Source organism: Streptomyces sp. NPDC006516 (assembly GCF_040611875.1).
In the GTDB taxonomy this organism is placed as follows: domain Bacteria; phylum Actinomycetota; class Actinomycetes; order Streptomycetales; family Streptomycetaceae; genus Streptomyces.
The window spans coordinates 170,298-192,178 of sequence record NZ_JBEXPD010000012.1 but is presented as its reverse complement, the minus strand read 5'-3'; the positions used below and the strand labels follow the sequence as shown (position 1 = coordinate 192,178).

Here is a 21,881-nt window from a genome sequence, read left to right as displayed (position 1 = left end):
CAGGGGCCGGAGCGGCGGCGGCTCAGACGCTCCCGCCGCCGACGAGCGCGCCGAAGAGGTCCCGGCCGTCGTCCCCCGCGGGCAGGCCGCTGACCTGACCGTCGCCCACCTCCACCACGCGCCACACCCCGTCCTCGCGCAGCGCCATGTCGGTGGTCACCCAGCGGCAGCCGAGGCGGCGCACGGCCTCGCCGACGTCGTCGAGACCGGGCGCCGGCACCTGGCCGGGGCTGTCCGGGTGGGCCGTCACCAGCACCGGGTCGCCGTCCACCCACCACACCCGCGCCTCACCACCCGCGACGAAGGGCTCGTAGGCACGCAACACCACCCCGCCCGCCAGGAATTCACCCTGCAGCTCGACGAACCTGCCGACGACGGCGGCGAGCCGCTCCGCGTCCGTCAGCTCAGGGACGAAGCACGCCTCGTGCCATTCGTGCTTACGGGACTTCACGAAGTCCTTGACGATGCCGGGGCCCGAGCCGAGAGCTGAGGCCAGGCCGGCCCAGACCGACGGGTCCGGCAGCGGATCTCCCGGGGAAAGGGCGCGCCAGACGCTACGAGGTGTGAGGCCGGCGAACGTCTCGTACCAGCCCGGCAGTTCATGGGCCGAGCGGTAAGCGGCGGCGTCGGTGAGCAGGACGCAGTCACGGGCGACGAGAGCCCGCTCCAGTTCCTCGTAACGGGCGGCGGGCACCATCCAGCCCCGGTACCGGTAGGCCCCCGAGCCCCGCGGTACCCGCTCCACGGCGGCCCCCGCGTCCCCGGCGAGCAACGCGTCGTGGTCGACCAGCACCACACGCGCACCGGTCCGCCGCAGCACGGCCGCCTCAGGCGCGAACTGGGGATCCACACCGCCGGGCCGCAGGGGGTCGCGGCAGAACAGGAAACCGGGCGTGGTCATGCGGGACTCGTCCTTCGTGCCGGAGACGGGCGGGCGGGTGAGGGGCGAGCCGGGGGCCGGTGGCCGCCCACCGGTCCCCGGCACCCCGGGATCAGAGCCGGGACAGCTCGTCCACCAGGTCGTCCAGGCCGAGCGAACCCTGGGACAGGGCAGCCATGTGCCAGGCCTTCAGGTCGAACGCGTCACCGTGCGCCTTACGGGCGTTCTCCCGGCCCAGCAGCCAGGCCCGCTCACCCAGCTTGTAGCCGATGGCCTGCCCCGGCATCGACATGTAGCGGGTCAGCTCGCTCTCCACGAAGTCGGCGGGCCGGCCGCTGTGGTTGCCGAAGAACTCCTCGGCCAGATCCGTCGTCCACCGCTCTCCGGGATGGAAGGGCGAGTCCGCGGGGATCTCCAGCTCCAGGTGCATGCCGATGTCGACGATGACCCGGCAGGCACGCATCATCTGCGCGTCCAGATAGCCGAGGCGGCGCTCCGCGTCGGGCAGGAAGCCCAGCTCGTCCATCAGCCGCTCGGCGTACAGTGCCCAGCCCTCGGCGTTGGCACTGACGTGTCCGATCGATGCCTGGTAGCGCGAGAGGCTCTCGGCGACATGTGTCCACTGCGCGATCTGCAGATGGTGGCCCGGCACGCCCTCGTGGTACCACGTCGACACCAGGTCGTACACCGGGAAGCGGGTTTCGCCCATCGTGGGCAGCCAGGTGCGGCCGGGGCGCGAGAAGTCCTCCGACGGCCCGGTGTAGTACGGAGCGGCGGCGCCGCCCGCCGGGGCGATGCGGGACTCCACCTTCCGCACACGCTCGGCGAGTTCGAAGTGGGTGCCGTCGAGCGCCTCGATCGCCTCGTCCATCAGGCTCTGCAGCCAGACCCTCACCTCGTCCACGCCCTCGATGTGCTTGCCGTGCACATCGAGGTGGGCGAGCGCCTCCCACGGCCCGGCGCCCGGAAGGATCTTCTCCGCCTCGGTCCTCATCTCGGCCAGCAGCCGGTGGTATTCGGACCAGCCGTACGCGTACGCCTCGTCCAGATCCAGATCCGTACCGTTGAACTGGCGCGACCAGCGGGCGTAGCGCTCGCGGCCCACGGTGTCGGGGGCGCCCTCGACGGCGGGGGCGTAGACGTCCCTCATCCAGTCCCGCAGCGCGAGGAGGCTCGCGGCCGCCTCTCCGGCGGCTGCGTCCAGCTCCGTGCGGAGGGAGTCCGGGCCCCCGGCCACGAAGTCCTGGAAGAACCCCGGACCGCCGCCCTCGCCCTCTGCCCATGTGCCCAGCTGTCCGACGAACGTCGCCGTCGGGCGCGGGCCCGCGTAGAGCTTGCGCTCCAGCCCGAGAGCGAGCGAGGCGCGATATCCCTCCAGCGCGGCGGGCACGGCCCGCAAGCGGTCCACGACCGCCGCCCAGTCCTCGTCCGTCGCGGTCGGTGTCGCGGTGAACACCTCCCGGACGCTGTGGGCCGGGGAGTGGATGTTGGAAACGGCCCGCAGGCCCTCATCGGCGTCGAGGATGGCGAGTTCGGCCGTCAGGCGTTCCCGCAGCAGCCGTGCGCACCGCTTCTCCTCCTCGGCCTCCGCCCCCGGCACCTTCTCCGCGGCGTCGAGCTCCACGAGGGTGCGGCGGATGAGTTCGGCCGAGGCCGCCTGACCGGAGGGCGAGAAATCGGGCAGCCGGCGGGAGCTTTCCGCGACACCGAGGTAGGTACCGGTGATGGGGTCGAGTTCGATGTATGCGTCGACGTACGCGTCGGCGACCTGGCGCGGCAGTGCGCTGCTCGAAGTGTCTGACATATGGACATCCTCGTACGGCGACGGCCTGTTCGTCACGGGGAAATCGACTTCCCGTCAGGGCCCGAGACGTTACGGAGCCGGGGTACCGGGTGGCGGCTCCGGGGCCCCGCCCTGTGTCCGCGCCTCTGCCGAGGGTGGCAGGAGCGGACCGCATTCCCACTGCTGGAAGATCAGCCGCGTCTCCACGCGCGCCACCTCACGGCGGGAGGTGAACTCGTCCAGCACCAGACGCTGCAGATCCGACGGTCCGGCCACGGCCACATGCACCAGATAGTCGTCGGGTCCTGTGAGGTGGAAGAACGCCCGGGACTCCGGCAGTGCCCGGATCCGCTCGACGAACGGTCCGATCAGCTCCCTGCGGTGCGGGCGGACCTGCACCAGCAGCAGCGCCTCCAGACCGCGCCCGATCTTCGCCGGGTCGAGGCGCAGCCGGTGCCCGAGGATCACCCCCGAGCGACGCAGCCGCGCCACCCGGTCCAGGCAGGTCGAGGGGGCCACCCCGACCTCGGCGGCCAGCTCCCGGTACGTCGTCCGGGCATCGTTCTGGAGCAATCGCAGAATGTGCAGATCGACCGGATCGAGAGCGACGGATTCAGGCATTCGGCGAACGTAGCACGGCTTGGGGGCATGGAAGCCCGGTCGATGTTCAAGCTGGCTGCCATGGACACCGAAGCCACCTCACCGACACCCCCGGCACCCTTCCGGTCCAGGGCGCTCGCCACCGAAGCCGTGCACGCGGGACGCGACGATCTCGCCTCTCTCGGGCTGCACGCAGCGCCGATCGATCTGTCCACCACCTATCCCTCGTACGACTCGCGGGGCGAGGCCGCGCGTATCGACGCCTTCGCCACCACCGGAGCCAAGCCGGACGGTCCGCCGGTCTACGCACGGCTGGACAACCCGACGACGGCTCGCTTCGAGACGGCCCTCGCCCGTCTGGAGGGCACCGCGAGCGCCGTCGCCTTCGCCAGCGGAATGGCGGCGCTCACCGCGGTGCTGCTGGCCCGCGCGAGCCTGGGCCTGCGGCATGTCGTCGCGGTGCGCCCGCTCTACGGGTGCAGCGACCACCTTCTGGGCGCAGGGCTGCTGGGCACCGAGGTGACCTGGACGGACCCGGCGGGCATAGCCGAGGCGATCCGGCCCGACACCGGTCTGGTGATGGTCGAGACGCCCGCCAATCCGACGCTGGCCGAGATCGACATCCGAGCTGTCGCGCACTCCTGCGGATCCGTGCCGTTGCTGGTGGACAGCACCTTCGCGACGCCCGTGCTCCAGCGGCCCGTCGAACACGGCGCCCGGATCGTGCTGCACAGCGCCACCAAGTACCTCGGTGGCCACGGGGATGTCATGGGCGGAGTCGTCGCCTGCGACGAGGAGTTCGCCGCCACCCTGCGCCAGGTGCGCTTCGCCACCGGGGGAGTCCTGCATCCGATGGCCGGTTATCTGCTCCTGCGCGGTCTGTCCACGCTGCCGGTACGGATCAGGGCCGCCTCGGCCTCCGCCGCGGAACTGGCCCGCAGGCTTTCGGCCGATCCCCGCATCGCCCGGGTCCACTACCCGGACGTGGGTGGCGCGATGGTGTCCTTCGAGGTCTTCGGGGACCCCCACAGGATCATCTCCGCCGTCCGGCTGATCACTCCCGCCGTGAGCCTCGGCAGCGTGGACACGCTCATCCAGCATCCGGCCTCCATCAGCCACCGCATCGTGGCTGAAGGAGACCGGCGGGCCGCGGGGGTCGGCGACCGTCTGCTGCGTATGTCGGTCGGCCTCGAGGACGTCGAGGACCTCTGGGCCGACCTGTGTCAGGCGCTCAGCGACGAAGCTGCTGCGCCTGTCCGGCCTGTGGCTGCGGTTGGGACACCGGCGCCGCGGACCCGTCCGCCGGCTGCGAGGCCGACGGGTTCAGCCGGGCGGTGATGACGAGGGTGCCCTCCTCGATCTGGTAGTCGAGAGGCAGCGACAGCGCCCGCATGGCCGCGACCATGCCGGTGTTGTGGGCCTGCGTCACGGCGTACACGCTGTCGCAACCGGCCTCGACGGCCAGAGTGACCAGCCGGCCGAGGAGCTCGGAGCCGATACCACGGCGCTGCCAGTCGTCCTCCACGAGGAGGGCGACCTCGGTCTCGTCCCCGTCCCAGAGCAGGTGGCCGAGCGCCACCAGCCGGCCGGAGGCCGTCTGCACGGCGAGTGTGCGGCCGTAGCGCGGGCTCAGCAGGTGGTCCAGATAGCGGTCGGCGTCCCGGACCGGGCCGTGGTAGCGGAGACCGAGGGTGCGGTCGGAGCAGCGGTCGTGCATGGCGCGGGCGGCATCGAGATCGGCACGGTCCGCGCGGCGGACAGTGATCTCGTTGCCCTCGGGGAGCGTGAGCACGTCCTCGCTGCGCGGGACGCGCGGGCCGAGCCGGGCGTCGAGCTCGACCAGGGCACGGGCGCGGGCGAACTCGGTCGGGGTGAACGGAAGATACGGCCGCTCCACGGTGATCACGCCGCCCGAGGGATCGCGCAGCCGCATCACGGTGTCCTCCAGGACGCCTTCCACGGGCGCGCTCTCCCCGGTGGGGCGTCCGGTGACGGAGAGGGCCGGCAACGAGTGGATGGTGCACCGGCCGAGGAGCTGACGCAGTGCGAGGGGGAGCTCGGCGGCGTCCAGCGCGGTGCGGGTGGCGAGGCCGAGGACCCGGGTGGGCGTGTCCACCAGGTCGTGGGCGTCCGCGCGCTCGATCCAGGTCGAGGAGCCGCCCGCGGCGGAGATCTCCCGGGTCAGCTGCTGAGCCGGCAGCGCCGCCGGGGCACGCAGCAGGAATTCGTCGACGGTGCCTTCCGCCAGCGGGTGGGTCTGCAGGGTCAGGATGTCGATCCGGTGGCGGGCAAGGGCGATGCACAGGGCGGCCAGGGTGCCGGGGGCGTCCCGCACGGTCGTCCGCATCCGCCACAGCACCGTTTCGGTCACCTCGTCGGCGTCGGTACCGGCGTCAGCGGACGGGGACCCGCCATCGGGACCGGCGCCGGTATCCGGCGGCGGGGCGTGACTGTGCCTGCGTGCCCACCATGTGTGGAACGCGGCCGTGGCCACCAGGGCCACGGCCGAGGCACCGAGGAGATAAGGGCCGTCGGGCTGGTGCCCGATCAGATTGGCGATCGCGTCGGCCACGGCAACGGCCGTGAACAGTGCCGCCAGCTCGATCAGGTCCCGCCGCCAGTGGTGCGGACGGCGGGCACTCTTCGCGGATGTCACATCAGTCATGTCCCTACTGTGACCGAACGGTGTTGCCTGATCACGAACGGATTGTGACCGATGGGTTACGTGTGGATCTGGTCGGCTTCTGTACTTTTTTCGCGTGTGCCCGAGGCCGCCGGCGCGGTCCGGAGCCGCCCGGCCTCGACGTGCGCGCCCTCCCGGTTACGGGGTGTGCGCCGATCCGGTCGGTGATCCGGTCACGGGGTGTGGCATGGGGCGGGACGGGGCGGCGCTGGGGGGGCCGCCGGCGGTCACTGTCCGGTACGCCCCGGCTGCAGCACCTTGGAGAACAGGACCGTGCCGCCCTGGGCCCGCAGCCGCACGGTCAGTTCGCCGCTCCCGCCGTCGATGTCCACCTCCCCGAAGAACTGCGGCTGTTCCATCGGGGACACGTTCGTCCGGTCCGGTGCCCGGACGAAGACACGCTCGGGCCCGAACGTCCCGTCCAGCGCGTTGGCCGGGAAGCCTCCGGCGGCAAGCGGCCCGGACACGAACTCCCAGAAGGGCGCGAAGTCCTTGAACGCCGCGCGCTCGGGCGCGTAGTGCTGAGCCGAGGTGTAGTGCACATCGGCGGTCAGCCAGACGGTGCCGGTGATCCGCTGGTCCTTGATGTGGCGCAGCAGTTCGGCGATCTGCAGCTCTCGTCCGAGCGGCGCGCCGGGATCGCCCTGCGCGATCGCCTCGAAGTCCGTGGCACCGTCGGGGACCACCAGCCCGAGCGGCATGTCGGCGGCGATCACCTTCCACACCGCACGCGACCGCGAGAGCTCGCGCTTGAGCCAGCGCAGCTGCTCGGCGCCGAGGATGCCCGTGGTGTCGTCGGACTGCCGGTTGGGAGAGTTGGCGTCGCGGAACGACCGCATGTCCAGGACGAACACGTCCAGCAGCGGCCCGTGGCGCACGACGCGGTGCATGCGCCTGTCCTCCGGCGAGCCCTGAAGCGTCGGGACCGGGAAGTACTCGCGGAACGCCCGCATCGAACGCGCGGCCAGCAGGTCGATGTTCTTCTCCGTGTAACGGGCGTCGTCCAGGATCTGCCCGGGATACCAGTTGTTGCGCACCTCGTGGTCGTCCCACTGGATGATGGAGGGGACCTGCGCGTTGAACGCCCGCAGATTGTCGTCGAGCAGGTTGTACCGGAAGTTCCCGCGGTACTCGTCCAGGGTCTCGGCGACCTTCGACTTCTCCGGCGTCGTGATGTTGCGCCAGATCCGCCCGTCGGGCAGGGTCACGCTGGGCTCGAGCACCCCGTCCGCGTAGATGTTGTCGCCGCTGCACAGGAAGAAGTCCGGATCCAGGCGGCGCATCTCGTCGTAGACCCGGTAGCCGCCGATGTCCGGGTTGATGCCCCATCCCTGGCCCGCGATGTCGCCGGACCAGAGGAACCGCACCCCGTCCCGGCGGGTGGCCGGAGCGGTGCGGAAGGTGCCGTGGACCGGCTTGCCGGTACGGCGGGGGTCGTGCGGGTCCTCGAGGATGACGCGGTAGTGCACCTGCTCACCCGCAGGCAGCCCGTACAGCGGGGTCGTGCCGGTGAAGTCAGTGAGAGCGCCGATCAGAGGGCCGTGCCACCTGCGGGCGCGGCGGAACGAACCGGTCGCGGACGTCTCGACCACCATCCGGGCGGGGCGGTCGGAACGTACCCACACCAGGGCGGACGAGGTCGTGACGTCACCGACCTGTACGCCCCACGACGCGCTCGGGCGGCCGGACAGCGCGAACGCGGGCGCGGTGGTGAGCGTCGCGGGCACGACGGCCGCGGCCGAGGCCAGGAGCGAGCCGCGCAGAACGGTGCGGCGGCCCGGGGCCGGGATGCGGGGACGGTTCGGCATCGATGCGCCTCCAAGGGCGAGCGGGGGCTGCCGGAACGGCGTTTCCGTGCAGGCTTCTTGCGCACCCATACCTAGTCCCCGGTGGCAGCGGCCACCCCAACCGGAGGTGAACAACGGTCGCGCCGTCCCCGCGCCAGGACCGCGTCCGCCAGAAGGCCCACGCCGTGTTCGATGGCGGAAGGGGGCAGATGCGCGTATCCGAGTACCAGCCGGACCGTGCCGGCCCCTGCGTCCTTGTCGCCGCTGCCGGTGGCTGGGGTGCCTGTGGTTCCTGTGGTGCCTCGGGTGGCCGGGGTGTCCGTGGGCCCTTCGGTCCCGCCAGTGCCCTCGGTGCCTTCGGTTCGGCCGGGGGCCGCTGCCGCATAGGAGTCCAGCGATCGCAGCGCGACACCCGCCGCGGCCGCCAGGCGCAGGAAGACGTCCTGCGGGCCGTACCGCCGGGGCAACCGGGCGATGATGTGCAGGCCGGCGGAGATTCCGCTGACCTCGGTCCCCGGGAAGTGCGCGGCGAGTGCACCCGTCAAGGCGTCCCGGCGTTCCCTGTACGCGCGCTGGCAGCGCCGCAGTTGACGGTCGTACCCCCCGCCGGCGACGAAGTCGGCGAGCACCGCCTGGTCGAGGGAGGGATTGCCGAGGTCCATCGTCCGCTTGCGCGCGACGATCTCGTCGGTCATCGACGCCGGTGCGACGAGCCAGCCGAGCCGCAGGCCGGGCGCGAGGGACTTGCTGACCGAGCCGGTGTACACCACGTGTTCCGGGTCCAGACCCTGAAGCGCCCCCACCGGTGCCCGGTCGTAGCGGAAGTCGCCGTCGTAGTCGTCCTCCATGATCACCCCCGACGTCTCCCGGGCCCAGTCGAGCAGCGCGCCGCGTCGCTCGGCGGAGTAGGCGAGGCCGGTGGGGAACTGATGAGCCGGTGTGGTGACCACGGCGCGGACCCCGGAACTCAGCAGCGGCCCCATGGCGAGACCTTCGCCGTCGAGCGGAAGCGCGGCCGTTGTCAGCCCGGTGGAGCCGAACAGGGAGGCATGCTCAGGGCTTCCGGGGTCCTCGACGCCGACCGCTGTCTCACCGCGTCCGCGCAGGACGAAGCCGAGCAGTGTCGTCGCCTGGGCCACTCCCGAACACACCACCAACCGTTCCGGATCGGCCACCACCCCCCGGCGCCTGGTCAGCAGGGAGGCGAGCGCCGTGCGCAGCTCCGGGAGGCCTCGCGGGTCCGGGTATCCGAGAGCGACGTGCGGCAGCCGGTCCAGGGCCGCGCGGTGCCCCGAGGCCCAGGCGCTCCGGGGGAAGAGCGACAGATCCGGAGTGCCCGGCCGGAAGTCCACCCGTGTGCCCGGCGCACGCGGTGAAAGGTTCCGCGCCCTCCCCGCGGAGGGGCGCACGGTGTCGCTCACCCAGGTGCCCGAGCCCCGGCCGGCACGCAGATAGCTCTCCGCTGTGAGCTGCTCATACGCCTCGGTCACCAGTCCGCGGGACACCCCGAGATCGGCGGCCAGTTCCCGGCTCGCGGGCAGACGCGTTCCGGCCGGGAGCCGCCCAGAACGCACGGCCTCGCGCAACGCCGACTGCAAGGCCCGACCGCGTCGGCGTGGGGGCGCGGACACGGCGGGGAGCAGCAACTCCCATGCGGCCGACGCGGGTGGGCCGTCTTCCGTCGCCGGAGTGGTGGGCTGCGAATTGGTCCCCGTAGACATCATGGAAGTGGACCTTAAGCGGGTCCACCGGGAAATCTAGCGTCGTCCGCATGAACGCAACTTCCTTGCGCGGGTCCCTGCTCGCCGCACTCGCCTGCACCCTGGTCGGAGCATCCTTCACCGCCAACAGCGTGCTCGGCGACTACCCGTACGCCGGTGGCCAGGCTCTGCGGTACGGCCTCGCGGCCTTGCTGCTCCTGCCGTTCCTCGACCGGGGAGGCAGAGGGGGGACGGTTGCTCCGCGGGCGCTCACCGGCCGGGAGTGGGGCCGGCTGGGAGCTCTCGCCGCCATCGGGATGGTCGGTTTCAATCTGGCCGTCCTGGCTGCCGAACGTACGGCGGAGCCGGCGGTTCCGGGGGTCTTCGTCGGATGTGCGCCCATCGTCGTGGGAGTCCTCGTGCCCGCGATGGAAGGGCGCAGGCCGTCCGCCGGGGTTCTCCGGGCCGCCGGCCTTGTCGCCGCCGGAGCGTTCACGGTCCAGGGGTGGGGCCGGACCGACCCGGCAGGCATCCTCTACTCGCTGGGCGCGCTGGCGGGAGAGGTCGGCTTCGCGGTCCTGGCCGTGCCGCTGCTGCGCCGCCTCGGCCCGAAGTCGCTGTCCGCGGCCGTGTGCGCCGTCGCGGCCGCGCAGTCCGCGCTACTCGGCGTACTGCTCGACGGGGGAGGCTTTCTGCGGGTCCCCACGCCCACGGAGACGGTCGCACTGCTCTGGCAGGCGGCTGTGGTCACGGTGATCGGTTTCGTGTGCTGGTACAGCGGGATGCGGCGTATCGGTGCCGAGCGCGCCGCGCTCTTCTCGGGGCTCATCCCCGTGTCGGCCGCGCTGACCGCGCCTCTGGTGGGCACCGGGACGTACGGCATCGGCCAGGGCGCGGGGAGTCTCTTGGTGGGCCTGGGGGTCGCGCTCGGATCAGGCGTCCTCGGGCGGAAGCGCCCCGCCTCGCCGACGACTGGTGTCGAGGATCACCCGAGCCACGGCGGCGGGGTCGTCGTTCATCGGAACGTGGCCGCAGCCGGGCAGGCGCACGAGGCGGGCCCCCGGAATGGTGTGCTTGGCCCGGACACCCTGGCGGCGAAGGAGCAGCCGGTCCTTGGTACCCCAGGCGACCGTGACCGGCACCTCGGGTACGTCGTCGGTGAACGCGACGGACAGACCGGCCTCCAGCGTCTGGCGGAAACCGGTGGCTTCGCGGAGGGCGACGGTCTCCGACACGACCGCGCCGGGTGAACGGCGGCCGGGCCGGGCGTAGATGGTGCTCGTCAGTGCCGTACGCCCGGGAGCGCTCTTCGAGAGCTGCTGGATCAGGGGCATCGGCATCGTGAGTGCCGCTCCGCGCATCGCACGCAGCACCCCGAAGGCGTAGCGGCGCTCACCCTGGGTCCAGAACCCGGCGGGGGAGAGGGCAGTCACCGAACGAACGAGGTTTCGCCGGCCCAACTCCAGAGCGATCAGCCCTCCCAGTGAGTTGCCTGCGACATGCGGGCGAACCAGACCGAGCGTCTCGAAGAACGAGCCGAGCAGCGGGGCCAGGGTGTGCAGGTCGTACCCGAGACCGTCCGGCAGTGCCGGCGAGGCGCCGAATCCGGGGAGATCCACGGCTATGACGTCCCGCTCGGACGCCAGGATGCGCAGGACGGGCTCCCACGCCTGATGGTGATGACCGATGCCGTGCAGCAGCACCAACGGCTCACCGGAGCCGCGTCGTTCGTACGCGACGCTGACGACGCGACGGCCGGCGGGCGAGTCGACTGCGAACGAGACCGTGGTGGCCATGCTGCTCCTCGGGACGATCTGCGGGCCGGACAAGGAGAGAACGAGACTGTCCGTCGACAATGATTACCGCCGAGTAGCTTGCAGTTCAAGGGGGTGAGTCCTCGGCGCGTTCCCGGCGTGCGGGGGGAGTGCGATTCCCGCTGGACACCACCGGGCGCGTCGGCTGGGATGGGGCGGTGACTGCCGACACCGTGACCGATGTCTTCGAAGAACACCGTTCCGTCCTCACCGGGGTCGCCTACCGCATGCTCGGCCGTGTCGCCGACGCCGAGGACGTCGTGCAGGAGGCGTGGCTGCGCTGGTCGTCCGCGGACCGGGGGGACGTGCGGGAGCCGCGGGCCTTCCTCGTGCGGACCACCACGCGCCTGGCCATCGACCGGCTGCGCCACCTGCGGTCCCGGCGCGAGGCGTACGTGGGGCCCTGGCTGCCGGAACCCGTGGTCACCGAGTTCGGCACGACGGTGCCCGACTCGGCCGAGCGGGCGGTGCTCGCCGAGTCCGTGTCTCTCGCCGTGCTCGTCGTGCTGGAGTCACTGTCCCCGCTGGAGCGTGCGGTCTTCGTCCTGCGCGAGGCCTTCGGCTTCCCCTATGCGGAGATCGCCGCCACCCTGGACCGGTCGGAGGCGGCGGTGCGCCAGCTGGCCGGTCGGGCGAAGCGGCATGTGGAGGAGCGCAAGCCGCGGTACGACGTGGATCCTGCCGTACGGCGCGATCTCACCGAGCGCTTCCTGTCCGCAGCGGCAGGGGGAGACCTGGAGCAGATGCTGAGCCTTCTGGCTCCCGATGTGCGGCTGGTCGGTGACAGCGGGGGCAACGCGAAGGCACCCCGGCGGATCATCGAGACCGCGCGCAAGGTCGGCCGCTTCCTCGTCGCCGTCGGGCAGGACTGGGGCGGGGCGCCCGACGTCCGGATGCTGGAGGTCAACGGCGCCCCGGCGCTGGTCTTCAGCGTGGACGGCAAGGCGGACACGGTCGTGCAGGCGGAGGTCGACGGCGGGGTCATCCAGTGCGTCTACATCCTCCGTAATCCGGAGAAGCTGGGCGCGCTGGCGGTCGACTGAGGAGGTGGCGCCGTCCGGACCGATTCGCGTGGTTCGGCCCTGTCCGACTACGGGGCCGGACCGCGCGCCCGACTGCCTTCCGACCACTCGCTCACCGGCTTTCGACGACCCGCCCGGCCACCCGCCCGCCCGGCCACCTGCGGGGGTGCGCCCGCATGCCGGCCCGGGCATCCGCCATCTCGTAGCGGCATCCGGTCGCCCGTGCGGGCCCCCTATGGCGTGGCGGCTTTCGCCAGGACGTGGGCGAGCTCCCAGGGGCGGGTGACCATCGGCCAGTGGCCCGACTCGAGGTCCACGTACTCGACGTGGGTGGCGCGGGCGAGCTCAGGACTCTCGCCGCCGGCCACCCACTCCTCGGCCTGGGCGGGGCCGAACTCAGGGCAGACCACCACCACGGGGACGCCGAAGCGGCGCTCGTCCGTCAGTCGCACGACTCCCCGTGCGACGGCCTCGGGGACGGGGAGGGCGGCGGACGCGAAGCGGTCCCGGGCCGTCGGGTCCAGGTCGGCGGCATCCGCGCCCTCGAAGGGAGCCCAACCCGGAAAGGGCACGGCACCGCCCTCGATCGCGAAGTGATCCGCGTACGCCTGCCCGTCGGCGGCGGGAAAGCCGCCGATCAAGGCGACCTTGGCCACCTTCTCCGGTCGTGCGTCGGCAGCCAGCCAGGCCAGGGTCGACGCTGCGGAGTGCCCTGCCACCAGCGGCTTCTGAGGCGCGGCGTCCACCGCGGCGAGTACTGCCGCAAGCTGGTCGTCGAGAGTCGCGGAGCTGTTGCCGTCGCCCTGGCCCGGGAGGGTGAGCGCCACGGGGCGGTGGCCGAGCGCGGTGAGTTCGGGTACGACGTCGCCCCAGACGGATCCGTCGAGCCACAGGCCGGCGATGAGCAGGATGTCCACGGTGGTGCTCCCGGAGAGGAGTCGGATCGGCGTTGTCCGCACGCTACCGGGAGCGTCTGACACCGGGGCGGTGTGCTCGTAGGCGGCGGCCGACCGTGGGGCGCGACGGTTCCATGTTGCCTGGCCTCACGGGCGCACGAACGTCCCGTGAACGCTCTGCGGAAGTGAGTCGTGCCGCTCTGTCACAGGTGAGGATTGGTCTTGACCAAGGTCCTGCGCCGTCCTATGGTCTGAACGTTAAGGCAGGAACCTTTAATAAATAACGTCGCGGAAAAGCCGCCGAGCGATTGCGAGGACAGGGTGGGGACCACGCAGCTGGAATCGGTGCAGGAGCCGAAGTACTGGCACCTCAAGACCGTGCTCAGTGAGGCACTCGACTCGGACTTCGCGGTCGGAGAGGTTCTGCCCAACGAACGCGAACTCGCCGCGCGCTTCGGGGTCGCCCGTGCGACGCTTCGCCAGGCTCTGGAGCAGCTGGAGCTCGAAGGCCGGCTCCAGCGACGCCGGGGCGTCGGTACGACCGTCGCCCCACCGCGCGTCGGAGTGGCCGTCGCCACGGCTCAGCACGGCTGGGCGGGCGGGGAATCGGACGAGGCGTGGCAGCCCGTCGAGTGCGTCAGTGCCACCGCTCCGGCATCGGTTGCCGCTGTTCTCGACGTGGGCGCCGACGAACTTGTGCACGTCGTACGCCGTATCCGGGTCTCCCATGGACAGGCCGTGGCGGCCGAGCTGCTCTACGTTCCCGCAGCGTCCGTGCCCGAACTGTCCGCGATCGACGCGCCGTCCGGACCCGCCCGGGCCCGTAGCGTCATGCGTGAGCTGCACCGCCGTGGCCTCGAAGGCCAGGACCGCTCGGTGGAGCTCGGATCTGCGCGTGCTGACGATGCCAAGGAGCTCGACAGGCTTCCGGGAGCACCGGTACTCGTGGTCACGACCCGGTACTTCGCCGCCGCCGGAACGGCTGCTGTCTCTGTCGCCACATACCGGGCCGACACCTGCCGTCTCACGTTCGGTGACTCCGGAGCACTGGAGATCAGCGACGAGGAGCAGGAGCGCAAGGCCTCCTGAAGCCGGTACGCGCGCCCGCGCACCTGCCGTCGGAAGCCGGTACACGCGCGGGGTTGCGCGCTCGAGGTGGACCTGCGCAGCGAGGTACTCCAGTACCGTCCTTGCGCTCTCAGCTGAGCGGCGCAGACCCGTTTGCGTGACAGCTTCAGGCCGGCCCGGGGCCGCTCTCAGAGGGCGTTAGGTCCGTTTCCGGTAGCGGCCTCAACTGTTGCCGCTGCGCTGCCGCATCCACCCCGCCGACGCCTGCCCCGGCCCGTGGCTGACCCCCGACTACGTCTCCCTCGTGGAACAGCGCCAGTCGCTCGACCCGCGCGGCGGGACGCTGGGCCGCCAGTCGGTGTACGAGGACGGGAAGGCCGGCGGCTGACCGTCGGGCAGGGGCGCCTGATGCACATGGGCGACCCCCATCTCGCCGCGCTGCACACGGTGTTCACCGCCGAGGGGCGGTCGGGGGAGCCGGCGGTGGAGTCCTCGATCGACGGTGACGTCCGCAACATCGGGGTCGCGCGCTACCGTGAGGTGGCCGACCGCAACCTCACGGGATGGAAGAACGGCACGCAGCCCGAGTCCGCGGTGTGGCTGCGCTGCCGCGCGGTGGAGTCGGACATCGCCGTGGCCCTCTCGGCCCGCACCGTGGCCTCCTGCGGTTCCGAGCGGCACGGCGAGCACGGGGCGGGGCCCGGCAGGAGCCGCTCGCGGTCCATCGGACGATGATGCTGCCGCTGGCACCGTCCGATGCCGCCGTCGACAAGACGGTCGCGCTCTTCGCCTCCCGCGACCCGGCGATCGGCAGCCCGCCGGGTCCGACGTCGAGGACTTCGCGGCGCACGTCGGCCGGAGCGCACTGCGCCGCTTCGCCCGCGACGCCGCGTCCCAGCCCGGCGCCGAACACCTGATCGTGCTCCCGGGCGTGACGACCTCGGCCATCCCGGCACCGTCGCCCCCGAGTCCGAACGGGTCACGGCGGCGGACCTCATCGAGGCCCACCGCCAGATCATCACCCCCGCCCACGACCGGGGCCTGAAGGCGGCCTACGTCGGCACGGCCCTGCCCTTCAAGGGCCACACCCTGGGCTTCTGCAGCCCGGAGAACGAGGCCGCGCGTCAGACCCTCAACCGCTGGATCCGCACCAGCGGCGAGTACGGCGGGGTGATCGACTTCGACAAGGCGCTGCGCGACCCCTCCGGCCCGCAGCCCTCCTCGCGCGCTACGACAGCGGCGACGGCCCCCACCCCGACGACACCGGGGCAAAGGCGATGGCGGAGGCCGTCCCGCCGCGTCTCCTGCGGCTCATGCGCTGAGGGGGCGCTCCGGCCCGGCCGCCGGACCGGGCCTCAGCGCAGGGTCTTCAGCATCTCCGCCGAGAACGGCGTGATGTCCTCGGTGAGCCCGCGCAGGGTCTTCGCGGCCCACTCGGGGTCGGCGATCAGCGCACGGCCGACGGCGACCATGTCGAACTCGTCGCGTTCCAGCCGGTCCAGCAGCTGGTCGATGCCGGTGACGGAGGAGCTGTTGCCCCGGAAGGCACTGAAGAAGTCGCCATCCAGGCCGACCGAGCCGACGGTGACCGTCGGCCTGCCGCTGATCTTCTTCACCCAGCCGGCGAGGTTCAGGTCGGAGCCGTCAAACTCCGGCTGCCAGTAGCGGCGGGTGGACGCGTGGAAGACGTCGACGCCGGCCTCGGCCAGCGGCGTGAGGAGGGTCTCCAGCTCCTCGGGGGTCCGGGCGAGCTTCGCCTCGTACGCGTCCATCTTCCACTGGGACATACGGAAGAAGAGGGGGAAGGAGTCGGACACGGCGGCGCGGCACGCCGTCACGATCTCCGCCGCGAAGCGGGTCCGCGCGAGGATGTCGCCGCCGTACGCGTCGGTGCGGCGGTTGCTGCCCTCCCAGAGGAACTGGTCGATCAGGTAGCCGTGGGCCCCGTGCAGTTCGGCCCCGTCGAAGCCGAGGCGCTCGGCGTTCGCCGCCGCGTCGGCGAACGCCGCGACGACGTCGTCGAGGTCCCGCTGCGTCATGGCGCGCCCCTTGGGCTCGCCCGCCAGGGTCACGCCCGAGGGGCCGACCGGCTCCGCCTCCGCCACCGGCGGGGCACCTTCGGCGCGGGTGACACCCACGTGCCACAGCTGCGGGATGATCGCGCCACCCTCGCGGTGAACGGAGTCCACGACACCCGCCCAGCCCTTGGACGCCTCCTCGCCGTGGAACAGCGGGACCCGGCCGCTGGTGCCGGCGGAGGCGTGGTCCACGTAGGTGCCCTCGGTGATGATCAGCCCCACACCACCGGCGGCCCGGCGGGCGTAGTAGTCCGCCACGTCCTGTCCGGGGACACCGTTCGGGGAGAAGTCCCGGGTCATGGGTGCCATGGCGATCCGGTTGCGCGAGGTCAGTCCGCGGACCGTGAAGGGGCGGGAGAGGGCGGCTGCTGCGCGGCGGGCGTTCTCGTCTGTCACTGCGTGTCCTGTTCGAAGGGTGGGGGCAGGTTCATCCCTCGCCAACATGTGCCGGCCACCCCTGCATCCCGGAACCCGGACGGTGTGTCGAAGGTCTCCTCTTGATCTTCCGTGCGCGCATCCATCCCTTCGGCAGAACGTGTCTGCCGAAGGGACGGATGTCCATGACCAGCGAGCACCCCGGGCTGTACGAGAGCTTCCCGACCGCTTCCGCGCGGGGCGGTGCATGAACGGCGACGACGGCCTCGAAGTCCCGTACACCGGATGCGGCTGGGCCGAGGGCCCCGTCCACGTGCCCGCGGGGCGGCACCTGATCTGGAGCGACATCCCGGACGACCGGCTGCCGCGCTGGGAGGAGGCCGGCGCCGTGAGCGTCTTCCGCCGTACCGCCGGGCACACGAACGGCAACACCCTCGACCGCGAGGGGCGGCTCATCACCTGCGAGCAGGCAACCGGCGGGTGACGCGGACCGAACACGACGGCACGGTGACGGTTCTGGCCGACCGCTGGCGGGGCCGACGCCTGAACCGCCCGAACGACGCCACTGTGAAGTCCGACGGCTCGATCTGGTTCTCCGACCCGGACTTCGGCATCACCAGCGACTACGAGGGTTATCGCGCGGAGAGCGAGAGCGGTTCCAACAACGTCTGCCGCGTCGACCCGTCCACCGGCGATGTGCGCTTGGTCGCTGACTGTTTCGGCGCTCCCAACGGACTGGTCTTCTCGGCGGACGAGAAGCGGCTGTTCGTCTCCGACCTGGGCAGGTCTCGTCCGGGTCTTCGACGTACGGGAGGACGGCACGCTGTCGGACGGCGAGGCCTTCGCCGAGGCCGCGGCAACGTCCTCCGAGCTGTGCGTGCGCAGGTGACCATGCTGTGGAGCAACGCGCCTCTGTGCCGCGGGCGTTCGCGTAGACGCATACACCGACGCACTTCAGCAGTCCGCAGCCCGCAGCCCGCAGCCTGTGGCCTTCCTGACGCTCGCCGCTCCGCCCCCGCCCGTAGCTCATGACCCCCGTCGTCAGCGACGGGTGGTCACCGTTCCTTCTACGGCGAAGAGCTGTTCCTCGACGTGATCCAAGGCCAGCCGTAGTGCTCCTGTGGCGACGGCAGCCTCTCCCAGGAGTGACAGAGCCACCCGAGGGGGACGCAGGCAGTAGCGGGCGAGTTCGTCGCGGAGCGGATCGAGGACACCGTCGAGGCCCGCGGCCCATCCTCCGACCACGACGAGCTCCGGGTCGAGCGCCAGCGCCAGTGCGGCCACATCGTGCACCAGCCGCTGGATGAACCTGGCGACTGCGGCCTGTGCCCCGGCGTCTCCGTGCTTGGCCTTGGCAAACACCGCGGCGACGGCTTGCTCGTCCAGAGGGTCCAGCGGGGTGTCCGTCGTCGAGAGCAGGTGTTCCGGGGTGACATCGCGGCCGAGCAGGTGCAGCGCGCCGATCTCCCCGGCCGCACCGCCGAACCCGCGGTGCAGTCGCCCGCCGATCAGCGATCCGGCGCCCGGACTCAGACCTGCCAGGACGAAGACGATGTCGTCGGACTCGGTAGCGGCTCCCTTCCAGTGCTCGGCCACCGCTGCCGCGTTGGCGTCGTTCTCCACCAGGACCGGACATCGGAAGGACCGCCGCAGTCTGTCGCCGAGCGCGAGGCCTGTCCAGTCCGGCAGCGCGGTACCGAGCCGTACGGTGCCGTCTGCCTCGACGATGCCCGGACTGCCCACCCCGACCGCCCGCAGGCTGCTCCGCTGTACCCCGGCGCGACGCAGCACATCGGCGATCATGGCTCGGACCGAGTCGAGCCGGTCGTCCGCGCAGGCCGTCTCGGAGACGTCACGTGACCCCGCGCCGATGATCCGGCCGTCCAGCCCGGACAGGAGAGCGGAGACCCGGTGCGGGCCGATCTCGACGCCCAGGAGATAGCCGGCCTCCGCGCGGAACCTGAACCGCCGGGCGGGACGTCCCTGCCGCCGGGTGCCGCTCTCGTCGGGCAGAGCCTCGACCACCAGACCGGCGGCGAAGAGCCCTTCCACGACGCCTTCGACCGTGGGGCGCGACAGGCCCGTGATCCGGGTCAGATCCGTGAGCGTAGGTGAGTCCGCCCCTCGCAGGGCGTGCAGCACCACAGCGGAATTGATCCGCCGCAGCAGAGACGGGTCCCCACCGGTCAGCCGACTCACGGTGTGTCCTCCCAGGTCGTGCGCGTGTCTGCCGGATCGTACTCGCTGGTCCCCACTGCGGCGACCGGTCCCCGCACAATGGCAAGCGGAGCGAGCCGCGACGCCGTGTGGGGCCTCGGTTCAGCGTGGAGCCACGAAGCCGGACTCATAGGCGGCGATGACCGCCTGCGTGCGGTCCCGGGCTCCCAACTTCGCCAGCACCGCTCTGACATGGGACTTCACTGTCTCCACGCCGACGACGAGCTGCGCGGCGATCTCCGCGTTGGACAGCCCTTGCGTCATCAGTAGCAGCACCCCCGCTTCACGCTCCGTGAGCGCAGCTCGGTCCATCGCTGCCCGCGCCTCGGTCGTACCGTAGTCCGCGGCGAGCTGCCGGACCGCAGCGGGGAACAACAGTGACTCGCCCTCCGCCACCAGCCGCACCGCGTGCACGATCTCGGTCGGCCGGGCCCGCTTCAGCAGAAACCCGTCCGCACCGGCGCGCAGGGCCTCGTAGACGTATTCGTCGTTCTCGAACGTCGTCACCACCAGGATCTTCGGTGGGTCGGTCATGGTGCGCAGGACCGCCCTGGTCGCCTCGATGCCGTCCATGAGGGGCATGCGCACATCCATCGCCACGACGTCGGGGCGCAGTTGGCGCACCAGGGGGATCACCGCCGCACCATCGGCGGCCTCACCCACCACCTCGATGTCGGGCTGCGCCTCCAGGACCGCGCGCAGTCCAGCACGCACGAGGGGCTCGTCGTCGACCAGAAGAACGGTAACCGGCATCCGGTCAGCGTATGTGGTCCATCGGCAGGCTCACGTGCACCCTCCATTCGCCTTCGTACGGTCCGGTCACGGCTTCGCCGCCCAGCAGCGCGGCCCGCTCCCGTATGCCTCTCAGCCCGCTGCCGCCGCCCCTGCCGTGCGGGGATCCGCCGAGAGGGTTGGTCACCTCCAGCTCCAGCCGTTCGCCCACGACGGCAAGCCTCACCCGTACGGGAACAGCACCGGCATGACGGAGCACATTGGTCAGCGATTCCTGCAGGATCCGGTACCCCTCCCGGGAGACGGGGCCGGGCACCAGCTTCAGCGGGCCGGTCATCGCAACGTCGATCTTCGCCCCGGAACCGCGGGCCGATTCCAGCAGCCGATCAGCCTCGACCAGGGTCGGACGTCTGCTGGCGGCGGGGCCCGATTCCCGCAGCACTCCCAGGACACGTTCGAGATCATCCAGGGCGTTGCGCCCCGTCTCCTCGATGGCGGCGAGTGCGCGCGCGGTGAAATCCGGATCGCCCGCGGTCCGGGCGGCCCCTGCCTGCACCACCGCGACCGTCAGGGCATGCCCGATCGAATCGTGCAGCTCGCGCGCTATCCGGTTGCGTTCCAGCAGCTGCTCCGTGCGCTCCTCCAGCGCGGTGAGCCGCTCGGCCGGCGACGGCCCCAGCAGCCCTCGGGCCGCAGCCGTGGCCACTTCACCGCACAGGACGATCAGCCCGAGCAGTACCAGGAGCGGAAGCGGCGCGACCGGCCAGTACAGCCATCGGGAGGGAAACAGGCCGGTCACCCAGTCCATGTCAGTGGCTGCCCCCGTCGCGGCGCAGACCAGGTCGTAGGTCGTCGCAGGCAGCCATACGGTCGCGAACCCGGCTGCTGTGGCGAGCAGCAGCCGCACTTGGAGCCAAGCCACGGTGCGCCAGCGCTCCGCCCACGTGGCGGCGGGCGCGGCGGAGATGGAGGCATCAGGACGGCCACGCTCAGCGGGGGTGAGGAGGAGTTGCGCCTGTACTCCCTCGGCCAGGCGGAACACGGGCAACAGCCCGGCCGGCACTGCGAGGACGAAGGGCACCCACGGGGTGTCCATGGAAATGAACAACCACACGCTGACAACGGCACCCGGGATGAGCAGATGCAGCCAGCGGCTGTAGGTGACTGGCGCTGCGATCGGTCCGAGAAAGTGGCGCATGCCCGCCATCGTGTCAGCGTCCGGCGGTGAGCGGCTCCCTCCTCCGAGGGAGACGATCCCCTCGGAGGAGGGAGGTCACGGATGAGGGGCGAGGGCCATGCTCGGTTCATGACCAGCATCGACGTACACGCACTCACCAAGGATTACGGCCGCACACGTGCCGTGGACGGGCTCACCTTCAGCGTGAGGCCTGGACGGGTCACGGGCTTTCTGGGTCCCAACGGCGCGGGCAAGTCGAGCACCATGCGGCTCGTGCTCGGGTTGGACAGACCCACAGCCGGCACAGCCACGATCGGAGGCCGGCCCTACACATCGCTGCCCGACCCGCTGCGCCGCGTCGGCGCTCTGCTCGACGCCCGTGCGGCACACGGCTCGCGCACCGCTCGCGATCACTTGCTGGCGCTCGCCACGAGCAACGGCGTAGCGAGCCGCAGGGTCGAGGCGGTTCTCGAGGAAGCGGGCCTCGCGGACGTCGGTCGACACCGGATCAAGACGTTCTCGCTCGGAATGCGGCAACGGCTCGGCATCGCAGCAGCCTTGCTCGGTGAGCCGGACGTGGTGATGCTGGACGAACCCTCGAACGGCCTGGACCCGGAAGGAATCATCTGGATCCGCGAGCTCATGCGCAGCATGGCGCGCGACGGCCGGACCGTCCTGGTCTCCAGTCACCTGATGAACGAGACCGCTTCCTTCGCCGATCACCTGATCGTCCTCGGCAGAGGCCGGCTCCTCGCCGACCTCCCTATGCAGGATTTCCTCGACTCCCGCAGCCGGCCGGCCGTTCGTCTGCGCACCAGCGAAGCCGCACGGTTGCGAGATGTCCTGATCCGCAGGGGCTACGAGCCCGAGCAGAGCGAGGACGGACGCTGGATCGTCGAAGGGGCCACGGCGGGAGAGATCGGGGCCACCGCGGCGGCGGAGGGCATCCCTCTCCTGGAACTCAGTGACATACGGCCGAGCTTGGAGGAGGCATACCTCGATCTGACCACGAATGCTGTGCAGTTCGCGGCGACTCTCTCATCGAGCACCCGCAAGGAGGTCTGAGCGC

Annotated in this window: 18 protein-coding genes and 2 pseudogenes; 8 read left to right on the top strand and 12 right to left on the bottom strand. The window is 71.4% G+C overall.

Annotated elements, in window-relative coordinates; translation table 11 throughout:
• Positions 1–22: 22 nt before the first annotated feature.
• The 3 genes from ABZY45_RS27745 to ABZY45_RS27735 all read right to left on the bottom strand — a co-directional run bounded on the left by ABZY45_RS27745 (position 23) and on the right by ABZY45_RS27735 (position 3,284).
• Complete coding sequence (locus tag ABZY45_RS27745) at positions 23–901, bottom strand: ATP-grasp domain-containing protein (protein WP_356744085.1); 879 nt, start codon at positions 899–901, stop codon at positions 23–25.
• Positions 902–992: 91 nt separating this feature from the next.
• A complete protein-coding gene (locus tag ABZY45_RS27740; protein ID WP_356744083.1) occupies positions 993–2,684 on the bottom strand; it encodes a DUF885 domain-containing protein in 1,692 nt (563 codons plus the stop codon).
• Between the two features lie 69 nt (positions 2,685–2,753).
• Positions 2,754–3,284 (bottom strand): Lrp/AsnC family transcriptional regulator, encoded by a 531-nt coding sequence (locus ABZY45_RS27735; protein WP_356744081.1) that lies wholly within the window; start codon positions 3,282–3,284, stop codon positions 2,754–2,756.
• Between the two features lie 60 nt (positions 3,285–3,344).
• Between ABZY45_RS27735 and ABZY45_RS27730 the strand changes: the two genes are divergently transcribed.
• Positions 3,345–4,601, top strand: a complete 1,257-nt coding sequence (locus ABZY45_RS27730) for a PLP-dependent transferase (RefSeq protein WP_356744191.1) — start codon at positions 3,345–3,347, stop codon at positions 4,599–4,601.
• Here the strand turns inward: ABZY45_RS27730 and ABZY45_RS27725 are convergent.
• The 3 genes from ABZY45_RS27725 to ABZY45_RS27715 form a co-directional block, all read right to left on the bottom strand.
• Entirely contained in the window at positions 4,495–5,919 is a 1,425-nt protein-coding gene (locus ABZY45_RS27725; protein ID WP_356744189.1) for a GNAT family N-acetyltransferase, read from the bottom strand. The genes ABZY45_RS27730 and ABZY45_RS27725 overlap by 107 nt on opposite strands.
• 254 nt (positions 5,920–6,173) lie before the next feature.
• Positions 6,174–7,754, bottom strand: a complete 1,581-nt coding sequence (locus tag ABZY45_RS27720) for an alkaline phosphatase D family protein (RefSeq protein WP_356744079.1) — start codon at positions 7,752–7,754, stop codon at positions 6,174–6,176.
• 71 nt (positions 7,755–7,825) lie between these two features.
• A complete protein-coding gene (locus ABZY45_RS27715; RefSeq protein ID WP_356744077.1) occupies positions 7,826–9,457 on the bottom strand; it encodes a PLP-dependent aminotransferase family protein in 1,632 nt (543 codons plus the stop codon).
• A 47-nt stretch (positions 9,458–9,504) separates the two neighbouring features.
• Between ABZY45_RS27715 and ABZY45_RS27710 the strand changes: the two are divergent.
• A pseudogene (locus tag ABZY45_RS27710) lies at positions 9,505–10,350 on the top strand (DMT family transporter); the annotation flags it as partial.
• Between the two features lie 15 nt (positions 10,351–10,365).
• Here ABZY45_RS27710 and ABZY45_RS27705 read toward each other — a convergent pair.
• Positions 10,366–11,229, bottom strand: a complete 864-nt coding sequence (locus ABZY45_RS27705; RefSeq protein WP_356744075.1) for an alpha/beta fold hydrolase — start codon at positions 11,227–11,229, stop codon at positions 10,366–10,368.
• A 176-nt stretch (positions 11,230–11,405) separates the two neighbouring features.
• Here ABZY45_RS27705 and ABZY45_RS27700 point away from each other — a divergent pair, with 176 nt between their 5' ends.
• Positions 11,406–12,290: an RNA polymerase sigma-70 factor gene (locus ABZY45_RS27700; RefSeq protein WP_356744073.1), complete on the top strand. Its 885-nt coding sequence runs from the start codon at positions 11,406–11,408 to the stop codon at positions 12,288–12,290.
• A gap of 212 nt (positions 12,291–12,502) precedes the next feature.
• Here the strand turns inward: ABZY45_RS27700 and ABZY45_RS27695 are convergent, their stop codons facing one another.
• Positions 12,503–13,186 carry an alpha/beta hydrolase gene (locus tag ABZY45_RS27695; RefSeq protein ID WP_356744071.1) on the bottom strand — a complete coding sequence of 228 codons (684 nt, stop codon included), beginning with the start codon at positions 13,184–13,186 and terminating at the stop codon, positions 12,503–12,505.
• A 300-nt stretch (positions 13,187–13,486) separates the two neighbouring features.
• Here ABZY45_RS27695 and ABZY45_RS27690 point away from each other — a divergent pair, with 300 nt between their 5' ends.
• The 3 genes from ABZY45_RS27690 (at position 13,487) to ABZY45_RS27680 (ending at position 14,968) form a co-directional block, all read left to right on the top strand.
• Positions 13,487–14,254 carry a GntR family transcriptional regulator gene (locus ABZY45_RS27690; protein WP_356744069.1) on the top strand — a complete coding sequence of 256 codons (768 nt, stop codon included), beginning with the start codon at positions 13,487–13,489 and terminating at the stop codon, positions 14,252–14,254.
• Between the two features lie 208 nt (positions 14,255–14,462).
• The gene (locus ABZY45_RS27685; protein WP_356744067.1) at positions 14,463–14,621 is read left to right on the top strand and encodes a hypothetical protein; all 159 of its coding nucleotides are present in this window, start codon (positions 14,463–14,465) and stop codon (positions 14,619–14,621) included.
• Between the two features lie 20 nt (positions 14,622–14,641).
• Positions 14,642–14,968 carry a hypothetical protein gene (locus tag ABZY45_RS27680; RefSeq protein ID WP_356744065.1) on the top strand — a complete coding sequence of 109 codons (327 nt, stop codon included), beginning with the start codon at positions 14,642–14,644 and terminating at the stop codon, positions 14,966–14,968.
• 620 nt (positions 14,969–15,588) lie between these two features.
• Here ABZY45_RS27680 and ABZY45_RS27675 read toward each other — a convergent pair.
• The gene (locus ABZY45_RS27675; protein ID WP_356744063.1) at positions 15,589–16,707 is read right to left on the bottom strand and encodes an NADH:flavin oxidoreductase; all 1,119 of its coding nucleotides are present in this window, start codon (positions 16,705–16,707) and stop codon (positions 15,589–15,591) included.
• 226 nt (positions 16,708–16,933) lie between these two features.
• Between ABZY45_RS27675 and ABZY45_RS27670 the strand changes: the two are divergent.
• Positions 16,934–17,536: pseudogene (locus ABZY45_RS27670) on the top strand (SMP-30/gluconolactonase/LRE family protein); the annotation flags it as partial.
• A gap of 191 nt (positions 17,537–17,727) precedes the next feature.
• Here the strand turns inward: ABZY45_RS27670 and ABZY45_RS27665 are convergent.
• The 3 genes from ABZY45_RS27665 to ABZY45_RS27655 form a co-directional block, all read right to left on the bottom strand.
• On the bottom strand, positions 17,728–18,885 hold the full coding sequence (locus tag ABZY45_RS27665; RefSeq protein ID WP_356744061.1) for an ROK family protein: 1,158 nt from the start codon (positions 18,883–18,885) through the stop codon (positions 17,728–17,730).
• 120 nt (positions 18,886–19,005) lie between these two features.
• Positions 19,006–19,656: a response regulator transcription factor gene (locus tag ABZY45_RS27660; protein ID WP_356744059.1), complete on the bottom strand. Its 651-nt coding sequence runs from the start codon at positions 19,654–19,656 to the stop codon at positions 19,006–19,008.
• 4 nt (positions 19,657–19,660) lie between these two features.
• Positions 19,661–20,833, bottom strand: coding sequence for a histidine kinase (locus ABZY45_RS27655; protein ID WP_356744057.1), 1,173 nt, complete (start codon positions 20,831–20,833; stop codon positions 19,661–19,663).
• Between the two features lie 108 nt (positions 20,834–20,941).
• On the opposite strand from ABZY45_RS27655, the gene ABZY45_RS27650 reads away from it, so the two are divergent.
• Positions 20,942–21,877 carry an ATP-binding cassette domain-containing protein gene (locus tag ABZY45_RS27650; protein ID WP_356744055.1) on the top strand — a complete coding sequence of 312 codons (936 nt, stop codon included), beginning with the start codon at positions 20,942–20,944 and terminating at the stop codon, positions 21,875–21,877.
• The last annotated feature ends 4 nt before the right edge of the window (positions 21,878–21,881 follow it).